This is a genomic window from Neisseria sp. P0017.S009 (assembly GCF_051957375.1).
GTDB classification, from domain to species: Bacteria; Pseudomonadota; Gammaproteobacteria; order Burkholderiales; family Neisseriaceae; genus Neisseria; species Neisseria perflava.
On sequence record NZ_JBQCWL010000005.1, the window covers coordinates 107824 to 128735 of the forward strand.

Below are 20912 nucleotides of genomic sequence, written 5' to 3' on the forward strand. Positions count from 1 at the left end.
TTTTTAATGTAAAAATGAGTGCATTCATGTTATCATCATTCGTTTGGGGAATTAATAACGTTGAAGTTGCGTGTAAAGCAACAGATGTTAATAAATGCAGCTTGCAGCACAAGACCGGGAGGTGTTCTTGAACTATCAACTTTTAACTATTTTTTTGCTGGTGCTTTTTTTGCTGGTGTTGTTTTTTGTTCGTCATAAACAAAGTAACAATTCAGACAAACAAAGCGCACATGCATCAAAAAGCGGCCGTACATCTGCTGCTCATACAGCCTCCTCTGAGGATGGAAACGACTGGATTGAGAAAGTCAACCAGACAGTTTCCAATGCGGATAATCAAGACTGGGAATGGGGCGGAAGCGGCTCAAACGATGCAACGGCTTCTGTTTCCGCACAAGAAGTCGATCCGCTGACCGAATATCAGGTTTATAAACAGTTCGGCTATGAAAGTAAAGCAGCGGAGTCTTTGGCCGGTTATCTCAATACCTTGGAAGACGGCGCTCCAGAAAAACTGGTTCATGAATTGATTGGTTTGAATCTGCGAGTTGGCAATATCGACATGCTGGCGGATACGCTTGAGCGTCATAGTACTTCCCTTTCTGAAGACAGCGTAGCCGAATACCTGAAAGCCGGTCTGGCTTTGGATTCTACTAACCTGCGCCTGCGTGTTTTCGCCGAGCATCATCTTGGTTGGAATATGCAGGAAGTGGACCGTCAAATTGGCGAACAAAGCGGTTTGGAAGTTGCTTCCGACGAGCATATTGCCTTTGAGAACGACTCGATTGAACGCATTGTCGTTCCAGGTATGGGTAAACGTGCGCCTATCGTATTAGGCAAGAAAGATTTTGGTGAAATTAGCCCTGAAGAGATGGGTGCGGTTATTGGTTTTGCCAAACCGGAACGTAGTGCAAAAATCCTGAAAGATAAGATCAGCTACGAGACTGCTTTGCATCAATACAATAAAGCAATCCAAACTTCTGCGAAGCCTGCTGGTCTCATTATCGATGCCTTGCGTCTGGATTATCAGAATGAAGAAGTAGGGCAGTTTGCCAAGCATCTGTGGAAGCTTTACCACTCTTTGGGTCAATATGGCCGTCAAGTAAAAGAACGTATGCTTGGCTGGGGTTATAGCCTTGGTTATCACGAAATTTTTGATGATTTGGAAAAAGGGCCGTCTGAACAGCAAATTAAAGAGATTGGCTTAAAGCGCGGTTATATTCAGCCAAGTTCTTTGCAGATGAAAGCCAAATATCGTGAGTTGGTTCAAAAAGACTCTTCAGTTATCAGTGCCAGCTCTTCACCTGCTGATGAAGCTCTGAAAGAAGTGGAATCTTTGTTGGCCTACGGTCAGTTGGATTTGGCCATCGGTACTTTGGAACAGGCTGTTTTGCAGTATCCTCAAGAATCGCAGTTGTACATTATCTTGTTTGATTTGTACGAACGCGTTGAAGATTGGGGACGTTTGGAACAATTTCTGCGCTTGTTGCGTGAACGTGTTGTCAGCCTGCCTGAAGAGGTTGTCTTGGCAATGAGCCGTCTCTTGCAACGAATGAACCAATATTCAAAAAAATAAGATAATCGTAGAAAGTACGAGTGATGAATAATCATTTACCAAAAATTAAAACCATACGGGTTATGTTACAGGAGATGGGTGAGCAACAGCAGGCGGTATTCCGTATGGCATTTAAAATGCACAATACGACGAATTACGTCATCGTTTCCCCTGATTCTGATGAAAAACCGGATTTGGTATTGGTTGATACCGATACTCCGGCAGGTGTAGAAGCTTGGAAAGAGTCGAAGAAAACTTATCCGGAAGTGCCTGTGGCGATGTTTTCTTCCGAGTTGCCGACAGTAACGACTCCTTATTTGGCTAAGCCGGTCAAATTTGATACCTTGTTTCCTGTTTTGCGCAGCCTGGCTCAAGGCGGCAATGTTTTTGAGCCGTCTGAGCAACAAGCGGCCGAAGAGAATAAAAGACAATCAAATTCCGATGGCACAAGAAAAGCAACCATTCGCCGATTTAATCCAAATAAAGGCTTGTTGGGTGCGCTGAAATTTGCCAGTCAAGGACACCAAGATCTTGCCGTCCTGCATGAAGGTAAGCCGATATTAATCGTGTTTCCTAGTATCCAGCGAGTACTGTTGACAGTTAGTGCCAATGAGTTGGAGAAATTGTGTAAGAACGATAACTTGGCTGTCGTGTGTAAGGCTGTTCCTGATAATCCTCAATGGAAAGAAAAAGCCAAAGTCACCATTATGTCATGCTTGTGGCAAATGGCTATTTGGACTGCATCAGGCCGTCTGATTTATCCGATGACGCCGCAAACTGTCTTTACACTCAAGCGTTGGCCAAATTTAACCCGTTTGGCACATGTTCCGGAATCTATGCGTCTGTCGGCATTTCTGACGAAAACATCTGTTAATCTGAATGTTCTCTATAAAGTCATGCCTTTGGAGATGCCTGATATTTTGAATTATTTATCGGCAACATATATGACAGGCTTTTTGGCGACAGATACAGAGTTTGCAACTGATGCGCACAATGCGCCTTCGTTGAACGAACAGATTGATGTGAATAGCAAAGACGTACCTGAAACAGCAATGAGCAAAGAGGCTCAAAAAATTGCCGGTCCGTCTAAAGAACAACCTCGTGGCCTGTTGCAACGCCTGATGCGTAAGTTGCTGGGCAAATCGTAAAGGACACGTCATGAAAGAAAATAAAATTATCTTTACCGGTCCTGTCGGCGTAGGTAAAACCACTGCAATTTCAGCTTTATCTGATGAACCACCGGTTCAAACCGATGCATCTGCATCTGATATGACACTTGTCCGCAAGGGGTACACAACTGTAGCAATGGACTACGGTGTCATTCATTTGGATGAGGAAACTAAGGTTCACCTTTATGGTACGCCTGGTCAGGAGCGTTTTAATTTCATGTGGGAAATTCTGAGCCAAGGCAGTATGGGCTTAGTGCTTCTTTTGGATAATACAAGAAGCAATCCATTGAAAGACTTGCAATTCTTCTTGGATGCATTCCGGGAGTTGCTGAAAAAAGCACCTCTGGTTGTAGGGGTAACGAAGATGGATATCCGATCTTTACCAAGCGTGGATGTTTATCAAAAATATTTAGCACAGAATAATTTTAATGTACCGGTTTTTGAGATTGATGCGCGTCGAGAAGACGATGTAAAACAATTGGTTACTGCCATGTTGTTCTCAATTGACCCCGGATTAGAGGTATAAGATGGAAGCGACACTCTCTTTACAAGCAAATTTATATCCTAAGATTACACCGGCGGGTGCGTATTATGCTGTTTCAAGTGATACGCCCAGTGCCAGCAGAACTTTATTGTATGGTCTGTTGCGTGCAGAGCCGTCTGAAACCATCAGCAGCGAAAAAATCTTGGCGTGGGCGGATACCAGCGACATCAATACCGCTTTGAACCTGCTATACCGCCTCCAACGCTTAGAATTTTTGTATGGTGATGAAGAAATCAGCACAGACGATATCCATTTGACTGACGAGCAATTGCCTACATTATTGGAACAGTTGTCCAATTCTGGCAAAGCTTTATTGGCTGATGAAAACGGTTTGTATTTTGCCAATGCCAATTTCCATCACGAGGCTGCGGAAGAGTTGGGTCTTTTGGCGAGCGAAGTGGCCAAAATGGAAGACAATCACCGTCTTTTGATTCGCAATAACCTGCATATCAATAATAGCGCATGGGGTATTTGTGATCCTTCAGGCCAAAGTGAATTGACCTTTTTCCCGCTGTATATTGGCATGACCAAGCTGATTTTGGTAATTGGCGGAATGCCTGACTTAAATAAAGAGGCTTTTGTTACTTTGGTTAAAGTGCTGTACCACCGATACGGCAGCCGTTGATTTTTGCCTGACCGATATTTATTTTAGAATGGAGCGACTATGCAACAACTATTAATCTCTGTATTAAGCGATTTGAACAATACCTCTGCTGATATCACTGCTTCTGCAGTTATTTCTACGGACGGCCTGCCGATCGCAACCATGCTGCCTTCCCACTTGAATGCAGATCGTGTAGGTGCGATGTCGGCAACGCTTCTGGCATTGGGCAATCGTTCCGTACATGAGTTGGCTTGCGGTGAGTTGGATCAGGTAATGGTTAAAGGTAAAAATGGCTATATTCTGTTGAGTCAAGCAGGTGAAAATGCAGTGTTGGCATTGATGGCAAAAGAAAGCGGTAAATTGGGCTTGATTTTGTTGGATGCGAAACGTGCGGCCAAACAAATTGCTGAAATCTTATAAAAGTTTTATAAATTAAAAAGATATAAAAATATTTTTGTTTTTATATAGATTGTTGCTTGACAGGTTTCTGATATTTTCTATATAATTTCATCTTTAATTCCCCGATAGCTCAGTCGGTAGAGCGACGGACTGTTAATCCGCAGGTCCCTGGTTCGAGCCCAGGTCGGGGAGCCAGATTTGAAAACCACCATCTTGTATGGTGGTTTTTATTTTATCTATTGGTTAATATTTTAAGATATTTTGATGATAATTGATTAAATGATTACACTTAATTCATCAGCCTTTATAGGAACAAATTATTAAAGTGCCATCACAACCATCCATGTGAAAAGTGGAAAAGAGTTTTGGAAAGCTATAAATCGTAGCAATCCAAAAGATAAAACAATTTATGAAGTAAAATAATTTATGAAAGGTTAAAAATGATTTACTCAGCAAAGCTAAAAAAATGGATGAAACAATTGAGGAATTTGCATATTTTTCTATAGAAAATAACGATCTATATTGTTTCCTTAATTGTTGTCCAATGGCTATTGAAGTGAATAAAGTTTACAATGTGGAACTTGACTATTTCATTATTGATGAGTTTATATTGGAAGAGGTTAATACAGATGAATCTGTTATTATTCCTTTTGAAAGAATAGGTGATAGTACACAATATAAGATAACAGGTAGGCTAGATGGCAATACATTTACAGCTGGAAATATTTGCTTTGAAGATGATGCTCTTCAATTAGAATATTCTTATTTAGATGGCAGATTAATTACTTTAACTGTATGGAGATTAAGTATATCCGTAATTTCTGAAAGAATATAATCGTTATATTTTCTAAGAAAATTATTGTCTATATAAACCGTGCCGTCTGAAAAAATCCCAATTTTCAGACGGCTTGAGACCTTAGTAAAAAAACTAAGTTTTTACCCAGGCATTTAGGGAATTCCTTATAAGAATCTTCTTTCAGCAAACCGAACAAACTATGATCAACAAATACATCGACCGATTCCTTTTGTTAAAGCTGGAGAAAGTGATTGATTGGCAGCGGTAGGCTGTTTTTAAAAGAAAATATGCTGTCAGACTTTGCCTTTCTTTCGCCAAACTGATAAACTGTTTGCCATTATTTTTGGCCGGGGCATAAATTTTTCATGAAAGACGCAGAGCAGAGTAGTTGTTATACCGCTTCTTCCCTTTATCTATGCCCGAAATTTGGCAGTCTGTCCGTTTTAAGCGGAACGGCTGCCTTTTTGTATTTTAAAGGAACGCAATCATTATGGATTTCAGTTGGTTGGCCGAGCCGCATACTTGGATAGGCTTTGCCACGCTTCTGGTTTTGGAAGTTGTTTTAGGTATTGATAACCTTGTTTTCGTAGCAATTTTGGCAAACAAGGTCAAACCGTTGCAACGGGATAGGGCGCGGATAACGGGCTTGGGTTTGGCTGTCGTTATTCGGATTTTTATGCTGGGCTTCATGGCACACATCATGACACTGACACGCCCTTTGTTTGAGCTGGGTGGTCTGGAGATTTCCGGCAAAGACATGATTATGTTTGCCGGTGGTATTTTCCTGCTTTATAAAGCGACTACCGAGCTGCACGAACGCCTTGAAGGCCACAATCAATTTGCGGTTGCTGAAGGACAGAAGAAGCATTCTTCTTTTTGGGGTGTTGTGGCGCAAATTTTGATTTTGGATGCGGTTTTCTCTATCGATTCTGTTATTACAGCAGTGGCGATGGTGGATCATATTGTGGTGGCAATGGGTGCGGTTGTTGTGGCGATGACGGTGATGATTTCCGCCAGTAAACTGTTGACTGCCTTTGTGGACAAGCATCCGACCGTTGTGATGTTGTGTTTGGGTTTCTTGTTGATGATTGGTTTCAGCCTGATTGCGGAAGCCTTCCATTTCCATATTCCGAAAGGCTATTTGTATGCGGCGATCGGCTTCTCGATTTTGATCGAACTGTTTAATCAGGTTTCGCAAAAGAATGCCCGCAAAAATGACTACATCAGCACTTCTTGGCGTAAGCGCACCGCTGAAAATGTGTTGGGTATGATGGGTATCCGCGAAAGCATTTTGGCAAAAGCAGGCGATAATGGCGGCGATGACGAGCATTTTGAAGAAAACGAAAAATCCATGATTCGCAGCGTGCTGACTTTGGCGGAGCGTCCGATTATGGGCGTGATGATTCCGCGTCGGGAAATCGAGAAATTGGATATTTCCCAAAGTCGGGAAGAACAAAATGCGCAATTGAAAAATACACCGTATAGCCGTTTGTTGGTTGTCGGTAAAGCAGGTGTAGATGAGCCTTTGGGCTATATCAGTAAAAAAGATTTGCTGAACCAGCTGCTTGAATCCGGAGAAATCAATATTCAGACGGCCTTGCGCCAGCCATTAATTTTGCCGGACAGTACGACGGCGTTGAATGCGATTGAATTGTTCCGTCAAAGCAGCGCGGATTATGCGTTGGTGGTGGACGAGTTTGGCGCGGTGCTGGGTATGGTGACCATGAAAGATTTGTTGGAAACCATTGCCGGTGAATTCCCCGAAGAGTTTGAGCGTGAGGAAGAAGAAGCTGCTCCGGCCAGTCAGGATGAAACGCTGTCTGTGGATGGTGCATTGGAGTATGTGGAATTGGCTTCTCAGTTAAATCTGCCTGCTCAAGAGGAAGACGCCGATTTTCATACCGTTGCCGGCTTGATTATGGAAGAATTGCAAAGTATTCCTGATGTGGGCGACTTCATCGATTACCATGGCTGGCGTTTTGAAGTGGTTGAGAAGGACGGACAACGGATTGCCCGTGTAAAAATCAATCGTTTGCCGGAAGAAGAATAAGTAAAAGCTAATATAGTAAAGGCCGTCTGAAAATGTCCAGACGGCCTTTTTATTTATCCGACTTTAGTTACCGTAATGTCCCGAGCCTAAAATTCGGTGTGAATGTGCGCCGGTTGCATGGTAGGGATTGCTCGGAACTTGATTGCACCAACAGGCTGCAAGCCAGGCAAAAGCGGCAGCTTCGACCCATTGCGGGTCAAGATGGAGCTTGGCTGTGCTGTGCAATTTGGTGTCGGGAGAAAACAGGGTTTCCAAGTCTTGCATCAAAACCGGATTGCGGATGCCGCCGCCGCAGATGTAAAGATTATGAATCGCCGGAGCAGCTTGTTTGGTCGCGTCAAAAATGGTTTGTGCGGTATAAAAGACCAATGTGCGTATCACATCTTCCGGCTTTTCATTACCTTTCAGACGGCCTTGAAGCCAGCTTAGGGAAAACAACTCTCGGCCTGTACTTTTGGGATAAGGGCGGCTGAAATAAGGATGGTCGAGCAGGGAAGCGAGCAGGTCGGGGAGGATTTTGCCTTGTGCGGCTTTTTCCCCGTTTTTGTCGTAAGGCTGCTGCCAGATATGTTGCATCCATGCATCCATCAGCATATTGCCGGGGCCGGTATCGAAGCCGAAAGAAGGGCTGTCGGGCGGGAGGATGCTGATATTGGAAATGCCTCCAATGTTGAGTACGGCTCGGGTTTCATTCGCATCTCGAAACAGCGCTTCGTGAAAGGCTGGGACGAGGGGTGCACCTTGACCGTTGCAGGCAAGGTCGCGGCTGCGAAAGTCGCCGACAGTGAAAATGCCGGTCAGTTCAGCTAACAGGGAGAGGTTAACCAGTTGAATGCTGTAACCGTATTCAGGCGCATGGCGGATGGTTTGTCCGTGGCAGCCGATTGCGGCAATGTCTTTGGCCGACAGGTTTTGTTCTGCCAATAGTTGTTGGACGGTTTGGGTGTATAGGCGGCTGAGTGTTTGCGCCAGGATATTGCTTCTGTGCAATTCATTTTCGCCTATGTCTTGTAGTGCCAACAATTCTTGGCGCAGGCCGTCTGAATAGGGTAGAAAGCTGTGGGCAACGGCTCGTTGCCATTGCTTGCCCTGCATTTGAATCAGTACGGCATCGGCACCGTCCATGCTGGTTCCGGACATGATGCCGATATAGTATTGGGGTTGCATTTCGGTTACAGAAAGAGAAGGTAAAGCGACATTTTAACGCCTTTTGACGTTTTTACGGGAATTTCGGCATTTAATGTAAATAGTTGGTGCAAGAAAGATTACAAAGAGGTTAAAATAACGTGACTCAACATGTTTTCCAAAAGGAAACTTTCCATGGCTCAAACTCAGTCGAGTGCGAACTTGAAGCTGATTAATACGGTTTTTGCCGCTATGCTTGTGAGCATGGTCGGCTATTTTATTTATTGGGGCCTGGGTTATACCCACTACAACCACTCCGGCCTGTTTATCCTTGCTACCTTTTTCGGCGTCTTCATGGCGTTTAATGTGGGTGGTAACGATATTGCTAACTCTTTCGGTACAAGTGTCGGCTCCGGCACATTGACTATTCCGCAAGCTTTGCTGATTGCGGCAGTATTTGAAGTCAGCGGCGCAGTGATTGCCGGCGGCGAGGTAACAGATACCATCCGTAAGGGTATTGTCGATTTGAATGGCATGCATCTGGATCCGATGCAGTTTGTTTTTATTATGATGTCTGCGCTTTTGGCTGCGGCATTGTGGCTGCTTTTTGCATCGCGCAAAGGTCTGCCGGTTTCTACGACACACGCCATTATCGGCGGTATCGTCGGTAGTGCCTTGTGTATGGCGGCATTGAACGGTGTGGATTCCATTGCGCTGATTCAATGGGACAAGTTGGGCGAAATTGCCTTGTCTTGGATTTTGTCTCCGGTATTAGGTGGCATCGTTTCCTATCTATTGTTTTCACGAATTAAGAAAAACGTTTTGGACTACAACTCTTGGGCCGATAATACGCTCAAAGGCATCAAGTTGGAGAAGAAAGCCTATAAAGAAGAGCACCGCCTGTTTTTTGATGCCTTGAGTGAATCTGAAAAAGTCGAATACGCCACCAAAATGGCGCACGATGCCCAAATTTATGATGAGCCGGACTTTGATCCTGAAGAATTGCAGTCTGAGTATTATCGCGGTCTGCACCGCTTTGACAGCCGTAAGGGCGAAGTAGATTCTTACAAAGCACTGCATTCCTGGGTGCCGTTTATTGCTTCTGTCGGCGGCATGATGATTGCGGCCATGTTGATTTTTAAAGGTCTGAAAAATCTGCATTTGGGCATGAGCAACGTCAACAGCTTCCTGACCATTTTCATGATCGGCGCAGCTATTTGGATGGGTACGTTTGTATTCGCCAAAAGTTTGAAACGCAAAGATTTGGATAAATCGACTTTCCAAATGTTCTCATGGATGCAGGTATTTACTGCTTGCGGTTTCGCATTCAGCCATGGTGCAAACGATATTGCCAATGCGATTGGTCCGTTTGCCGCGATTATGGATGTGCTGCGTACCAACAGCATTACTTCTCAAAACGCCGTGCCGCCAATTGCCATGTTGACTTTCGGTATCGCTTTGATCGTCGGCTTATGGTTTGTCGGTAAAGAAGTGATTAAAACCGTAGGCACCAGCTTAGCAGAAATGCACCCCGCGTCAGGCTTCTCAGCAGAGCTTTCTGCCGCCGCCGTCGTGATGGCCGCATCATTTATGGGCTTGCCTGTTTCCAGTACCCATATCTTGGTAGGTGCAGTTTTGGGTATCGGCTTGGTTAACCGCAATGCCAACTGGAAATTGATGAAACCGATCGGCCTTGCTTGGGTTATTACCTTGCCTGCTGCTGCCGTTTTGTCTGTTGTCAGCTATTTGGTTTTGCAAGCCGTGTTTTAACTGACTGTTTGATTTAAAAAGGCCGTCTGAAAGATATTTCAGACGGCCTTTACTTATGTTCATAAGAGTAGATTTTAGATTGCTTTAATGTCGAACAAATAATGTTGTTCAATGTTTAAATTGATACAAGAATAATCAGCGTAATAAAGAAATACCTTATTGGGAATAGCTTAGAAAAGATTTTGGTTTCAAAACTTGGCTTGGTGGGGGTAAACAAGGCTATTTTTAATCAGCCACTATAAGGTTAAGGCAATAAAAAGCCCCAATTCATCGACGTTAAAGATGTCGTATTAAATTGGGGCTCTATTTATTTAGTGCAAGCCTTATCAGGCCGTCTGAACATTATTCAGAAGCTTCGTTGGTCTCGGCTTGAGTAGGAGCTACTTCTGCTTCTGTAGTAGCCTTAGCGGCTTGACGTTCGGCTTGTGCAGCCAATGCCTGTTGAACGGCTGGGTGCTGTTGGGCGATGGTTTGTTCTTCTGCGCTGACTTCGCCTTTGAAGCGGTTATTCAAGTCAAAACGTTTGCCGCCGCGAGCCAGGGCTTTCAGATAGCGCGGACGGCGGCAGTGGTTAGCCAGTACGCGTGCAATCAGTGCAGGGTCGTATTGGGGCAGGGCGGCAACCAAGTCTTGGTCGATACCGACGGCCAACGGTTTGAATCGTTTGAATACATCATATTTGCCGTAAATGTGGTCGGCAATCATGTCTGTCTGTTTTTTCTTGCTCATAGTTTGGACGGCAGATTTCAGCGCAGCGCCCAAAGCGGTTTCTTGTGCCATTGCGGTTGTATTCCTCTAATATAAATCCGTATTTTCGTCATACGGCAATAAGGTGCTATTGTAGTATAAAGACTGTGATTTGGCTAAATTTTTCTGAGAATATTCAGAAATAAACGGTTATTTTTCCAATTTGGCAATGTCTGGTGTATTAACCTGAACATCGGCATTTTGTGCACGATGGCGTAAGGCGTGGTCGATCAAGACCAATGCCAGCATGGCTTCTGCAATCGGAGCGGCGCGTAATCCGACGCAGGGGTCGTGGCGGCCGTGTGTGGCAAGTTCGACAGGGTTGCCCTCTATATCAATACTGCGGCGCGGTGTGGCGATGGAACTGGTCGGTTTAATGGCAATATTCACATGAATGTCTTGTCCGGTGCTGATGCCACCCAAGATGCCGCCTGAGTGGTTGGATAGAAAGCCTTGAGGCGTGAGCTCGTCGCCGTGCTCGCTGCCGCGTTGAGTTACGCTATCAAAACCTGCGCCGATTTCCATGCCTTTGACGGCATTGATGCCCATCATGGCATAGGCAATTTCTGCATCGAGGCGGTCAAAAACTGGTTCGCCTAAGCCGACAGGGACGTTGGCTGCTTCGATATGAAGTTTTGCGCCGACAGAATCCAATGATTTGCGCACGCTGTCCATATAGTTTTCCAAGTCCTCAATTTGGCTTTGGTTTGCGGCAAAAAAAGGATTTTGGGAAATATATTCGTAACCTTCAAACTGGATTTCTTTTTCGCCTACTTGGGTAACGTAGGCGGTAATTTCAGTACCGAATTTTTCTTTCAGCCATTTTTTCGCAATTGCTCCGGCTGCAACGCGGGCAGCGGTTTCGCGGGCGGAACTTCTACCGCCGCCGCGATAGTCGCGTGTACCGTATTTGTGCCAGTAGGTGTAATCGGCATGTCCGGGGCGGAAACTGGTGGCGATATTGCCATAGTCTTTGCTGCGTTGGTCGGTATTGCGGATTAGGAGAGCGATAGGTGTACCGGTAGTTTTGCCTTCGAATACGCCGGAGAGGATTTCGACTTGGTCGGCTTCGCGACGTTGGGTAACGTGGCGGCTGGTGCCGGGTTTGCGACGGTCAAGGTCATATTGGATATCCGCTTCGCTCAATTCTAATCCTGGCGGGCAGCCGTCGATGATGCAGCCCAAGCCTGCGCCGTGGCTTTCGCCGAAAGTGGTAACGGTAAAGATTTGTCCGAAGGTATTGCCTGCCATAGGGATACTCTTTTGAAATTGGGTTTGGAAATTTTTTACTTGTTTGGATAATTCTCAGGCCGTCTGAACAGATGTGAGAACGAAATCAAAGATTCTCGTTTCACCGTTCAGACGGCCTTTTGAGATGACTACTTAGTTCAATTTACCGTGGCACTGTTTGTATTTCAGGCCGCTGCCGCAAGGGCAAGGATCGTTGCGGTGAACAATCAGGCCGTTTTGTGCAAGCGCTTCAGGGCTGAAGTCTGTGCCGTCAGGGTCGAACGCTTCTGTAACCAAATCGGTTTGCGATTGACCGAGCAATTCTTCCATATCAGGCGCATCGGAGTGGACGGTTTGAACATCGCTGACGCTTTGTGCGGCGGTGTGGTCGTATTCGCTATTGCGCTCGATTTGAACGGCAGTCAGCAAAGCGGCAATGTTTTGTTTGATACCGCGCCACAGATTTTCAAACATGGCGAAAGCTTCGCGTTTGTATTCCTGTTTCGGATTTTTCTGAGCATAGCTGCGCAGATGGATACCTTGGCGCAAGTAGTCCATAGCGGCGAGGTGTTCGCGCCATTGGTTGTCGATAACTTGCAGCATAACATTGCGTTCGAAGTCTGACATAGCCTGTTTGCCGACCAATTCAACTTTTTCGGCATACTCATCTTCGATGCGCTTGATGAGGCGTTCTTTAATGTCTTGGTTGTCCAAAGTGCTGTCTTCTTTCAGCCAGCCTTTAATATCGACATGCAGGCGGAAATCGGCGGCAAGTTGGTGCTCCAGTGCTGGAATGTCCCATTGCTCTTCCATGCTGTCAGGCGGGATGTGGTAATCAACCAAGTCGCTGATAACGTCGGCGCGGATTTCGCGGGTCAAATCACTGACATCTTTGCTGGTCAGGATTTCGTTGCGTTGATGGTAGATCACTTTACGTTGGTCGTTGGCAACGTCATCATATTCTAAAACCTGTTTACGCATATCAAAGTTGCGGCCTTCGACTTTACGTTGTGCGCCTTCGATTTGACGGGTCAGCAGGCCGTGTTCGATGGCAACGCCGCGTTCAGGTGCCAGGCGGTTGAGGATGGCGGCGGCACGGTCGAGTGCAAACAGGCGCAACAATGGATCTTCAAACGATAGATAGAAACGGCTGGAGCCGGGGTCGCCCTGACGGCCGGCACGACCACGCAACTGGTTGTCGATACGGCGGCTTTCATGGCGTTCTGTACCGATAATATGCAAACCGCCTGCGGCCACAACTTGGTCGTGTTCAGCTTGCCAACCGCTTTCAAGGGCAGAAATTTGCGCTTGTTTTTGCTGTTCGCTCAGGGTTTCATCGGCATGGATGGCTTCGATTTGATGTTTGAGGTTGCCGCCCAAAACAATATCGGTACCGCGGCCTGCCATGTTGGTGGCAACGGTAATTGCGCCGACTTTACCGGCTTGAGCTACAATCAATGCCTCGCGCTCGTGTTCTTTGGCGTTCAGAACGTTATGCGGCAGACCGGCTTTGTGTAACAAGTCAGAAACCAGTTCGGAGTTTTCGATGCTGGTGGTGCCGACCAAAACCGGTTGACCGTTTTTGTGGCATTCGGCAATGTCTTTGACAACGGCTTCAAATTTTTCTTCAGCTGAGCGGAAGATTTGGTCGTTGAAGTCTTTACGTTGTACAGGACGGTTGGTCGGGATGATGACGGTTTCGAGGTTGTAAATGCTTTGGAACTCGAAGGCTTCGGTGTCGGCCGTACCGGTCATACCGGATAGTTTGCTGTACAGGCGGAAGTAGTTTTGGAAGGTAATAGATGCAAGCGTTTGGTTTTCGCGTTTGATTTCTACGCCTTCTTTGGCTTCAACAGCTTGGTGCAAGCCTTCGGACCAACGGCGGCCGGCCATCAGACGGCCTGTGAATTCGTCCACAATCACGATTTCACCGTCTTGAATGACGTAGTGTTGGTCTTTGTGGAACAGGGTGTGCGCACGTAATGCCGCCATGAGGTGGTGCATCAGGGAAATATTGGCGGCAGAGTAGAGCGAGTCGTTTTCCTGTAATAAGCCCATTTGTGTCAGGATTTGCTCGGCGTGTTCGTGACCAGCTTCGCTCAGAATAACTTGGTGTGCTTTTTCATCTACCCAGTAATCGCCTTCGCCTTCTTCGGTTTCTTGGCGGATAAGGTGGGCCGGAACGGCATCCATTACGCGGTAGAGCTGGATGTTGTCATCTGCCTGGCCGGAAATAATCAGCGGCGTACGCGCTTCGTCGATCAGAATGGAGTCCACTTCGTCGACAACGGCAAAGTTCAATTCGCGCTGAACTTTGTCGTATTGGTCGGTAACCATATTGTCGCGCAGGTAGTCGAAGCCGAATTCGTTGTTGGTGCCGTAAGTAATGTCGGCACCGTAAGCGGTTTGGCGTTCGAAAGGTTGCAAATCGGCGACGATCACGCCGACACTCAAGCCTAAGAAGTTGTACAAAGGCTCCATAATGCTCGCGTCACGGGAGGCGAGGTAGTCGTTGACGGTAACGACGTGGACGCCTTTTCCTGACAATGCATTCAGGTAAACGGCAAGGGTGGCCACCAGAGTTTTACCTTCACCGGTACGCATTTCGGCGATTTTGCCGTTGTGCAGAACCATACCGCCGATAAGCTGTACATCAAAGTGGCGCATGCCCAATACACGGCTTGATGCTTCGCGGCAGACGGCAAAGGCTTCGACCAAGATGTCGTCCAGGCTTTGTCCGTCGGCGAGACGTTGTTTGAATTCGGCTGTTTTAGCTTGCAGTTCTGCATCGCTCAATGCCTGCATTTGTTTCTCAAGCGCGTTGATTTTGGCAACGGATTTACGATATTGTTTCAGCAGGCGGTCGTTGCGGCTGCCGAAGATTTTCTTAGCAATGTTTGTCAGCATGAATAATTCCTGCGCCTTGATATAATAGTGGGCGAAATTGGGATTTTAACACAAGCGCTTGTATAACGCGGTAATGCTGTTTGAAATAAAGGCGGTTTTGCTGTATTTCAATTGTAATTGTTTGGTTAATTTACTGAGAGGCCGTCTGAAATATATGGATTTAGCACAATTAGGCAAGCGCAATCATTTATTGGCGGGCTTGTTGCAACAATCGCAACAATGGCGGAAATTGGATGCAAAAATCAAAACGGTTTTGCCGGCCAACCTGCATCCGCATTTTCAGACGGCCTGCGTAGAAGACGGAAGATTGGTCTTGCTTGCCGCCAATAATATGGCTGCTTCGCGTTTGAAAATGATCCTGACTGCCATGTTGCCCAAGTTGCAAACATTGCATACAGGCGTCAGGGAAGTGGTGGTCAGGGTAGTTCCCAAGCCTCCGGCTCAGCCGAAAACCAATAGTTTGAGATTGAGCGAGGCAGCTTTAGACAGCTTCGATGAGGCGGCAGCCAAATTGGAAGGCAAACATCCCGAATTGGCGGCGGCATTGGCAGAATTGGTGCGCAAGCACAGCCGCTAAAATCATGCCGAATGAGATTATGGTTAATAAATGTTAAAATTTATTTCATTTGACTGATAGCATCTAATACTAAAGAAATACGACCTAAACAGTAACTGTTTTCTTTTAGGTAAACTGATGTAAACTTGGCCTGAAATTTTGATTTCGTGTGAAGTTTGTAGCAAAATAACGCCTGAATTTCTTATCACTCTGCGTGAATAAGTTTAAGTTTGACATTTGTCTTTGTTAATATATTCGCGCGGGTTCTATTAATAGAACTTAACAAGACTCTCATCATTAGGAGATACATCAATGAAAGCTTATCTGGCTCTGATTTCCGCTGCCGTTATCGGCTTAGCTGCATGCTCTCAAGAAGCTGCAAAACCTGCTGAAGCACCTGCTGCTTCCGCTGCTTCTGAAGCTGCTCCTGCAGAAACTACTGCACCTGCCGATGCCGCTCCTGCCTCTGAAGCTGCTCCAGCCGATGCTGCCGCCGCTCCTGCTGCCGGCAACTGCGCAACTACTGTTGAAGCCAACGACGCTATGCAGTTTAACACTAAAGAAATCCAAGTGAGCAAAGCTTGTAAAGAATTCACCATCACTTTGAAACACACTGGTACCCAACCTAAAGAAAGCATGGGTCACAACATCGTCATCGGTAAAGCCGAAGACATGGACGGTATTTTCAAAGACGGTGCCGGTGCTGCTGCAACTGACTACGTTAAACCTGACGACGCACGCGTTGTTGCCCACACCAAACTGGTTGGCGGCGGCGAAGAAGCTTCCCTGACTCTGGATCCTGCTAAATTGGCCGGCGGCGAATACAAATTCGCTTGTACCTTCCCAGGTCACGGCGCTTTGATGAACGGTAAAGTTACTTTGGTTGACTAATCCGCCTCAAGCTCGAAAACAGACAGCCTGCCTTGCGCAGGCTGTTTTGTTATAATCTGGAAACATTAATTTAAGAATAAAACTTCAAAACCATGAATCCGTTTGAAACCAAAAGCGTTACTTTTGCCGAACCCATTGAAATGCTGTACGCCTGTCATGGCAAAGTGCGCCGTTTCTGCAGCCAGGTTGCCATGTTGTCGAACTATATTGCCGAAAACGGCTGCAATCAAATCGTTTTGCAAACCATCCGCCAAATTGCCCAATATTTTAATGTTGCCGCGCCGTTGCACCATGAAGACGAAGAAGAAAATTTCTTCCCGCTTCTATTGCAATATGCGCCGCAAGCTCAAGAAAGCGTTGACGAGCTTTTGCGCCAACATATCAGCCTGCACAACAACTGGGCGGCGGTATCTGCCGAATTCGCCAAACTCGAAGCAGACAACGCCTATATCCCCGATGCGGAAACGTTCAAACGCTTTGTCGCAGGATATGATGTTCATCTGGCGATTGAAGAGCCGCTATTTGATATGGGCAAAACCTTTATCCCCAAAGAAAAACTGACCGAAATCGGCGAAATTATGGCTGCACGCCGCCGCAAATAAGGTCGTCTGAAACAATCGTCTCAAGGAATACACTATGCTGACCCCAAAAAGTTGCGATTTGTTCAATATCCCTTTTTTCCAGTTTTCCCAGCTTAAAAAATACCAGCCTGAAAGCATTCCGCAAATCAAGGCAGACTATAAAGAAAACTGGCAGGTATGGCAGCAGCTAATCCAGCAGGTTGCCGCCGAATTGGGTGCACCGTTTGCGCCGCCGCATATCGAACGCTGGTGTAACGGCTGGCAGGTCCGCGCCCATTTTTTTGCCTATTTCAAATACGAACAATATAAAAATTCCGCAGCGATTTTATCGATTTTGCTGAATCGCCGCCGTTTGAGCGTCAGCTTGGACTGGCATTGCTATAAAGCCGATGTTTCTCCCATTGCGCTGCCTGATTACAACCGCTGGCTGGATAATTTTGATACTGAAAAATACGCTTCCTTCGATATGTGGCACGGTGCGGAAAGCGAATATGACGATTATCGTACCGTTGCCCAACAAAGCGACGGCGATAGAAAGCTTCGAGACGATAAAGATTTCTTCTGTATCGGCAAACACATCGAACGCGATGATTTGGGCAAGCAGGATGTCGCGAAATGGATAGTGGAAACAGTGGAAGACTTACTGCCGCTGTATGAAGCTTGTCATGGAAAATAAATCAGGATGCAGAAAGGGAAACTGCCCATTCAGTATCTTCAAATAAACTCAAGGCCGTCTGAAAATCATATTCAGAACGTTTCAGACGGCCTGTTTCTCAAAGTGAGCAAATATGACCGAAACCCAATCCCTAGAGCTTGCCAAAGAGCTGATTTCCCGCCCGTCCGTTACGCCGGATGACCAAAACTGCCAACAACTGCTGGCCGAACGCCTGCAAAAAATCGGTTTTGCCGTAGAAGAGCTTCATTTCGGCGACACCAAAAACATTTGGTTGCGCCGCGGTACTCAGGCTCCGGTGTTCTGCTTTGCCGGACATACCGACGTTGTGCCGACAGGTCCTGTTGAAAAATGGGATTCGCCTCCGTTTGAACCGACCGAGCGTGAAGACCGTCTGTATGGCCGCGGCGCGGCGGACATGAAAACCAGCATTGCCTGCTTCGTTACCGCCTGTGAGCGTTTCGTTGCCGAATATCCCGATCATCAAGGCAGTATCGCGCTCCTGATTACTTCAGACGAAGAGGGCGATGCGCTGGATGGCACAACCAAAGTTGTCGATGTATTGAAAGCGCGTGGCGAATTGATTGATTACTGTATCGTCGGCGAACCGACTGCCGTGGATAAATTGGGCGATATGTTGAAAAACGGCCGACGCGGCTCGTTGTCGGGCAATCTGACCATCAAAGGCAAGCAAGGCCATATTGCCTATCCGCATTTGGCAATCAATCCCGTGCATACTTTTGCCCCGGCCTTGCTGGAGCTGACGCAGGAAGTCTGGGACGAGGGCAACGAATACTTCCCGCCGACCAGTTTCCAAATTTCCAATATTAACGGCGGCACAGGCGCGACCAATGTGATTCCGGGCGAGCTAAACGTCAAATTCAATTTCCGTTTCTCTACCGAGTCTACTGAAGAAGGGCTGAAACAACGCGTTCATACCATTTTGGATAAACACGGCGTGCAATACGATTTGCAGTGGTCTTGCTCAGGCCAACCTTTCCTGACACAGGCAGGAAAACTGACCGATGTGGCACGCGAAGCCATTGCCGAGATTTGTGGCGTTGAGGCTGAATTGTCCACCACCGGCGGCACTTCGGACGGACGCTTCATCAAAGCCATTGCGAAAGAGCTCATCGAATTAGGCCCGTCTAACGCGACCATCCACCAAATCAACGAAAACGTACGTTTGGAAGATATTCCGAAGTTGTCGGCGGTGTATGAAGGTATGTTGAAACGCCTGTTGAAGTGAAAAGGCCGTACCGTAGGCTTTGAAAAACGATAGGGCGATACGATTCTTTTGCTCTTTCGGTTTTCTCTTAAGTTATCGATAATTGAACAAGGCAAAATATGATTACTCTGCCTTCTTTAAACGAGCTTCCATCAAAGTGGAATGAAATCCGAGAGCAGTTGGAAACTGACTTTCCCGCTACTCTCGAAGCCTTACTGCACGAGCGTCTTACCGAACACGAAGCCAAGCAGTTTGAGCAGGATTTTATTGACTGTATCGGTTGTGCGCCTGAAGAATATGTCCGTATCCGCCGAGCTATCCGACTGTTGGAAACGCGTTATCCTGATAGTCCGAACGAACTGACTGCGGCCGCGGTTGCCACGCCGTTGGGCGAGATGTTGGCGGTGTTCGGCAGCAAGGGTTTGTGTCTGCTGGAATTTGTCGGGCAGAAACATATGGAACAGGAAATCATGGCTGTCCAAAAAGCTTTGAACGGACAGTTTATTTTCCAAGAAAATGAGCAAACGCAACTTTTGCGTCAAGAATTGGATTTATACTTCCAAGGCCGTCTAAAAGTTTTTGCGACGCCTTTGGAAACGATAGGTACAGCCTTTCAGCAGCAGGTGTGGAATGCGCTGCTGACTATTCCTTACGGCGAAACGCGCAGCTACAAGGAGCAGGCGCAACAGTTGGGCAATCCTAAAGCCATTCGCGCCGTTGCCGCTGCAAACGGGCAGAACAAGGTGTCTATCTTGATTCCCTGCCACCGCGTTATCGGTAGCGACGGTAAGCTGACCGGCTACGCAGGCGGTTTGAACCGCAAACAATCGTTGCTTGCCTTGGAGAGAGGCGAGGTTCAGACGGCCTTGTTTTGAGTTTTGATAGAGGATAAGGGGCCATGCTTCGGGCAGGCTTCGCACGTTAAAAAAATTGAGCAGCAGAAGGTCGGTGGAAGCCCGACGAAATCTGCATGGAGAAAAATGTTGGGCAACGCCCACGCTAGAAAAAAGAGAAATAAGACATGAGCCTGAAAAACCGCCATTTTTTAAAACTTTTGGATTTCACGCCGGAAGAAATTACTGCCTATCTCGATCTTGCCGCCGAATTGAAAGCCGCTAAAAAAGCAGGGCGCGAGGTGCAGCGGATGAAGGGGAAAAACATTGCCCTGATTTTCGAGAAAACATCGACCCGCACCCGTTGCGCGTTTGAAGTGGCCGCGCGCGATCAAGGGGCAGGGGTAACTTATCTGGAGCCTTCTGCCAGCCAAATTGGGCATAAGGAAAGTATTAAGGATACGGCGCGGGTTTTGGGGCGGATGTTTGACGGTATCGAATATCGCGGTTTTGGACAGGATGTGGTGGAAGAGCTGGCCAAGTATGCAGGCGTGCCTGTGTTCAATGGTTTGACCAACGAGTTTCACCCGACTCAAATGCTTGCTGATGCGCTGACGATGCGCGAGCATAGCAACAAGCCTTTGAACCAAATTGCGTTTGCCTACGTCGGTGATGCGCGTTACAACATGGCCAATTCGTTGCTGGTGTTGGCTGCGAAACTGGGCATGGACGTGCGTATCGGTGCACCGAAAAGTTTGTGGCCGTCTGAAAACATTATCGAGACAGTGCAGGCTGTTGCCAAAGAGACCGGTGGACGGATTCTGTTGACGGAGAATGTGAAAGAAGCCGTGAAAGGCGTGGATTTTATCCATACCGATGTGTGGGTCAGCATGGGTGAGCCTAAAGAGGCGTGGCAGGAACGTATCGATTTGCTGAAAGATTACCGAGTTACGCCCGAATTAATGGCCGCGGCTGAAAATCCGCAAGTCAAGTTTATGCATTGCCTGCCTGCTTTCCATAATCGTGAAACCAAAGTCGGTGAATGGATTTATGAGACATTCGGCCTGAATGGTGTGGAAGTAACGGAAGAAGTCTTTGAAAGCGAAGCCAGTATTGTGTTTGATCAGGCAGAAAACCGGATGCACACGATTAAAGCGGTGATGGTAGCGGCATTGGGCGATTGAGTTTTGCGCTCAACGCTGCTTACCGCTTCATTTAATAGAGATTAAATAAAGGCCGTCTGAAAGAAAGACTTTCAGA

The 20912-nt window shown here is 46.8% G+C and carries 19 protein-coding genes and 1 tRNA gene; 16 read left to right on the forward strand and 4 right to left on the reverse strand.

Annotated elements, in window-relative coordinates; genetic code table 11:
• The first annotated feature begins 94 nt into the window (after nucleotides 1-94).
• From ACTHTG_RS07480 to ACTHTG_RS07515, 8 genes are all read left to right on the forward strand, one after another.
• Nucleotides 95-1570 carry a hypothetical protein gene (locus ACTHTG_RS07480; RefSeq protein ID WP_049336025.1) on the forward strand — a complete coding sequence of 492 codons (1476 nt, stop codon included), beginning with the start codon at nucleotides 95-97 and terminating at the stop codon, nucleotides 1568-1570.
• A gap of 23 nt (nucleotides 1571-1593) precedes the next feature.
• Nucleotides 1594-2697 (forward strand): response regulator transcription factor, encoded by a 1104-nt coding sequence (locus tag ACTHTG_RS07485; protein WP_004519610.1) that lies wholly within the window; start codon nucleotides 1594-1596, stop codon nucleotides 2695-2697.
• Between the two features lie 10 nt (nucleotides 2698-2707).
• Nucleotides 2708-3244 (forward strand): GTP-binding protein, encoded by a 537-nt coding sequence (locus ACTHTG_RS07490; protein ID WP_003748733.1) that lies wholly within the window; start codon nucleotides 2708-2710, stop codon nucleotides 3242-3244.
• A 1-nt stretch (nucleotide 3245) separates the two neighbouring features.
• Nucleotides 3246-3887, forward strand: a complete 642-nt coding sequence (locus ACTHTG_RS07495; protein WP_003679679.1) for a hypothetical protein — start codon at nucleotides 3246-3248, stop codon at nucleotides 3885-3887.
• 39 nt (nucleotides 3888-3926) lie between these two features.
• Nucleotides 3927-4286, forward strand: coding sequence for a roadblock/LC7 domain-containing protein (locus tag ACTHTG_RS07500; RefSeq protein WP_003679682.1), 360 nt, complete (start codon nucleotides 3927-3929; stop codon nucleotides 4284-4286).
• A gap of 98 nt (nucleotides 4287-4384) precedes the next feature.
• Nucleotides 4385-4460, forward strand: a tRNA-Asn gene (locus ACTHTG_RS07505).
• Nucleotides 4461-4731: 271 nt separating this feature from the next.
• Nucleotides 4732-5100, forward strand: a complete 369-nt coding sequence (locus tag ACTHTG_RS07510; protein WP_004519611.1) for a hypothetical protein — start codon at nucleotides 4732-4734, stop codon at nucleotides 5098-5100.
• Between the two features lie 451 nt (nucleotides 5101-5551).
• The gene (locus ACTHTG_RS07515) at nucleotides 5552-7111 is read left to right on the forward strand and encodes a TerC family protein (RefSeq protein WP_004519613.1); all 1560 of its coding nucleotides are present in this window, start codon (nucleotides 5552-5554) and stop codon (nucleotides 7109-7111) included.
• A 63-nt stretch (nucleotides 7112-7174) separates the two neighbouring features.
• Here ACTHTG_RS07515 and ACTHTG_RS07520 read toward each other — a convergent pair whose 3' ends face one another.
• Nucleotides 7175-8278, reverse strand: coding sequence for an anhydro-N-acetylmuramic acid kinase (locus ACTHTG_RS07520; protein ID WP_004519614.1), 1104 nt, complete (start codon nucleotides 8276-8278; stop codon nucleotides 7175-7177).
• Nucleotides 8279-8431: 153 nt separating this feature from the next.
• Here ACTHTG_RS07520 and ACTHTG_RS07525 point away from each other — a divergent pair, with 153 nt between their 5' ends.
• Nucleotides 8432-10006, forward strand: a complete 1575-nt coding sequence (locus ACTHTG_RS07525) for an inorganic phosphate transporter (RefSeq protein ID WP_039862088.1) — start codon at nucleotides 8432-8434, stop codon at nucleotides 10004-10006.
• 342 nt (nucleotides 10007-10348) lie between these two features.
• On the opposite strand, the gene ACTHTG_RS07530 is transcribed toward ACTHTG_RS07525, so the two are convergent.
• The 3 genes from ACTHTG_RS07530 to secA form a co-directional block, all read right to left on the reverse strand.
• On the reverse strand, nucleotides 10349-10786 hold the full coding sequence (locus ACTHTG_RS07530; protein WP_004519616.1) for a ProQ/FINO family protein: 438 nt from the start codon (nucleotides 10784-10786) through the stop codon (nucleotides 10349-10351).
• Nucleotides 10787-10903: 117 nt separating this feature from the next.
• Complete coding sequence (gene aroC / locus ACTHTG_RS07535; protein ID WP_004519617.1) at nucleotides 10904-12004, reverse strand: chorismate synthase; 1101 nt, start codon at nucleotides 12002-12004, stop codon at nucleotides 10904-10906.
• Between the two features lie 132 nt (nucleotides 12005-12136).
• A complete protein-coding gene (gene secA, locus ACTHTG_RS07540; RefSeq protein ID WP_049335622.1) occupies nucleotides 12137-14890 on the reverse strand; it encodes a preprotein translocase subunit SecA in 2754 nt (917 codons plus the stop codon).
• 154 nt (nucleotides 14891-15044) lie between these two features.
• Between secA and ACTHTG_RS07545 the strand changes: the two genes are divergently transcribed.
• From ACTHTG_RS07545 to argF, 7 genes are all read left to right on the forward strand, one after another.
• Entirely contained in the window at nucleotides 15045-15467 is a 423-nt protein-coding gene (locus ACTHTG_RS07545; protein WP_440360609.1) for a DciA family protein, read from the forward strand.
• Between the two features lie 291 nt (nucleotides 15468-15758).
• The gene (gene azu / locus ACTHTG_RS07550; protein WP_003748712.1) at nucleotides 15759-16337 is read left to right on the forward strand and encodes an azurin; all 579 of its coding nucleotides are present in this window, start codon (nucleotides 15759-15761) and stop codon (nucleotides 16335-16337) included.
• Between the two features lie 92 nt (nucleotides 16338-16429).
• Nucleotides 16430-16939, forward strand: a complete 510-nt coding sequence (locus tag ACTHTG_RS07555; protein ID WP_004519620.1) for a hemerythrin domain-containing protein — start codon at nucleotides 16430-16432, stop codon at nucleotides 16937-16939.
• A 34-nt stretch (nucleotides 16940-16973) separates the two neighbouring features.
• Nucleotides 16974-17594, forward strand: a complete 621-nt coding sequence (locus ACTHTG_RS07560) for a glucose-6-phosphate 1-dehydrogenase family protein (RefSeq protein WP_004519621.1) — start codon at nucleotides 16974-16976, stop codon at nucleotides 17592-17594.
• A gap of 112 nt (nucleotides 17595-17706) precedes the next feature.
• On the forward strand, nucleotides 17707-18840 hold the full coding sequence (dapE, locus tag ACTHTG_RS07565; RefSeq protein ID WP_004519622.1) for a succinyl-diaminopimelate desuccinylase: 1134 nt from the start codon (nucleotides 17707-17709) through the stop codon (nucleotides 18838-18840).
• A 98-nt stretch (nucleotides 18841-18938) separates the two neighbouring features.
• Nucleotides 18939-19694, forward strand: coding sequence for a methylated-DNA--[protein]-cysteine S-methyltransferase (locus tag ACTHTG_RS07570; protein ID WP_004519623.1), 756 nt, complete (start codon nucleotides 18939-18941; stop codon nucleotides 19692-19694).
• A 146-nt stretch (nucleotides 19695-19840) separates the two neighbouring features.
• A complete protein-coding gene (gene argF / locus ACTHTG_RS07575; protein ID WP_004519625.1) occupies nucleotides 19841-20836 on the forward strand; it encodes an ornithine carbamoyltransferase in 996 nt (331 codons plus the stop codon).
• The last annotated feature ends 76 nt before the right edge of the window (nucleotides 20837-20912 follow it).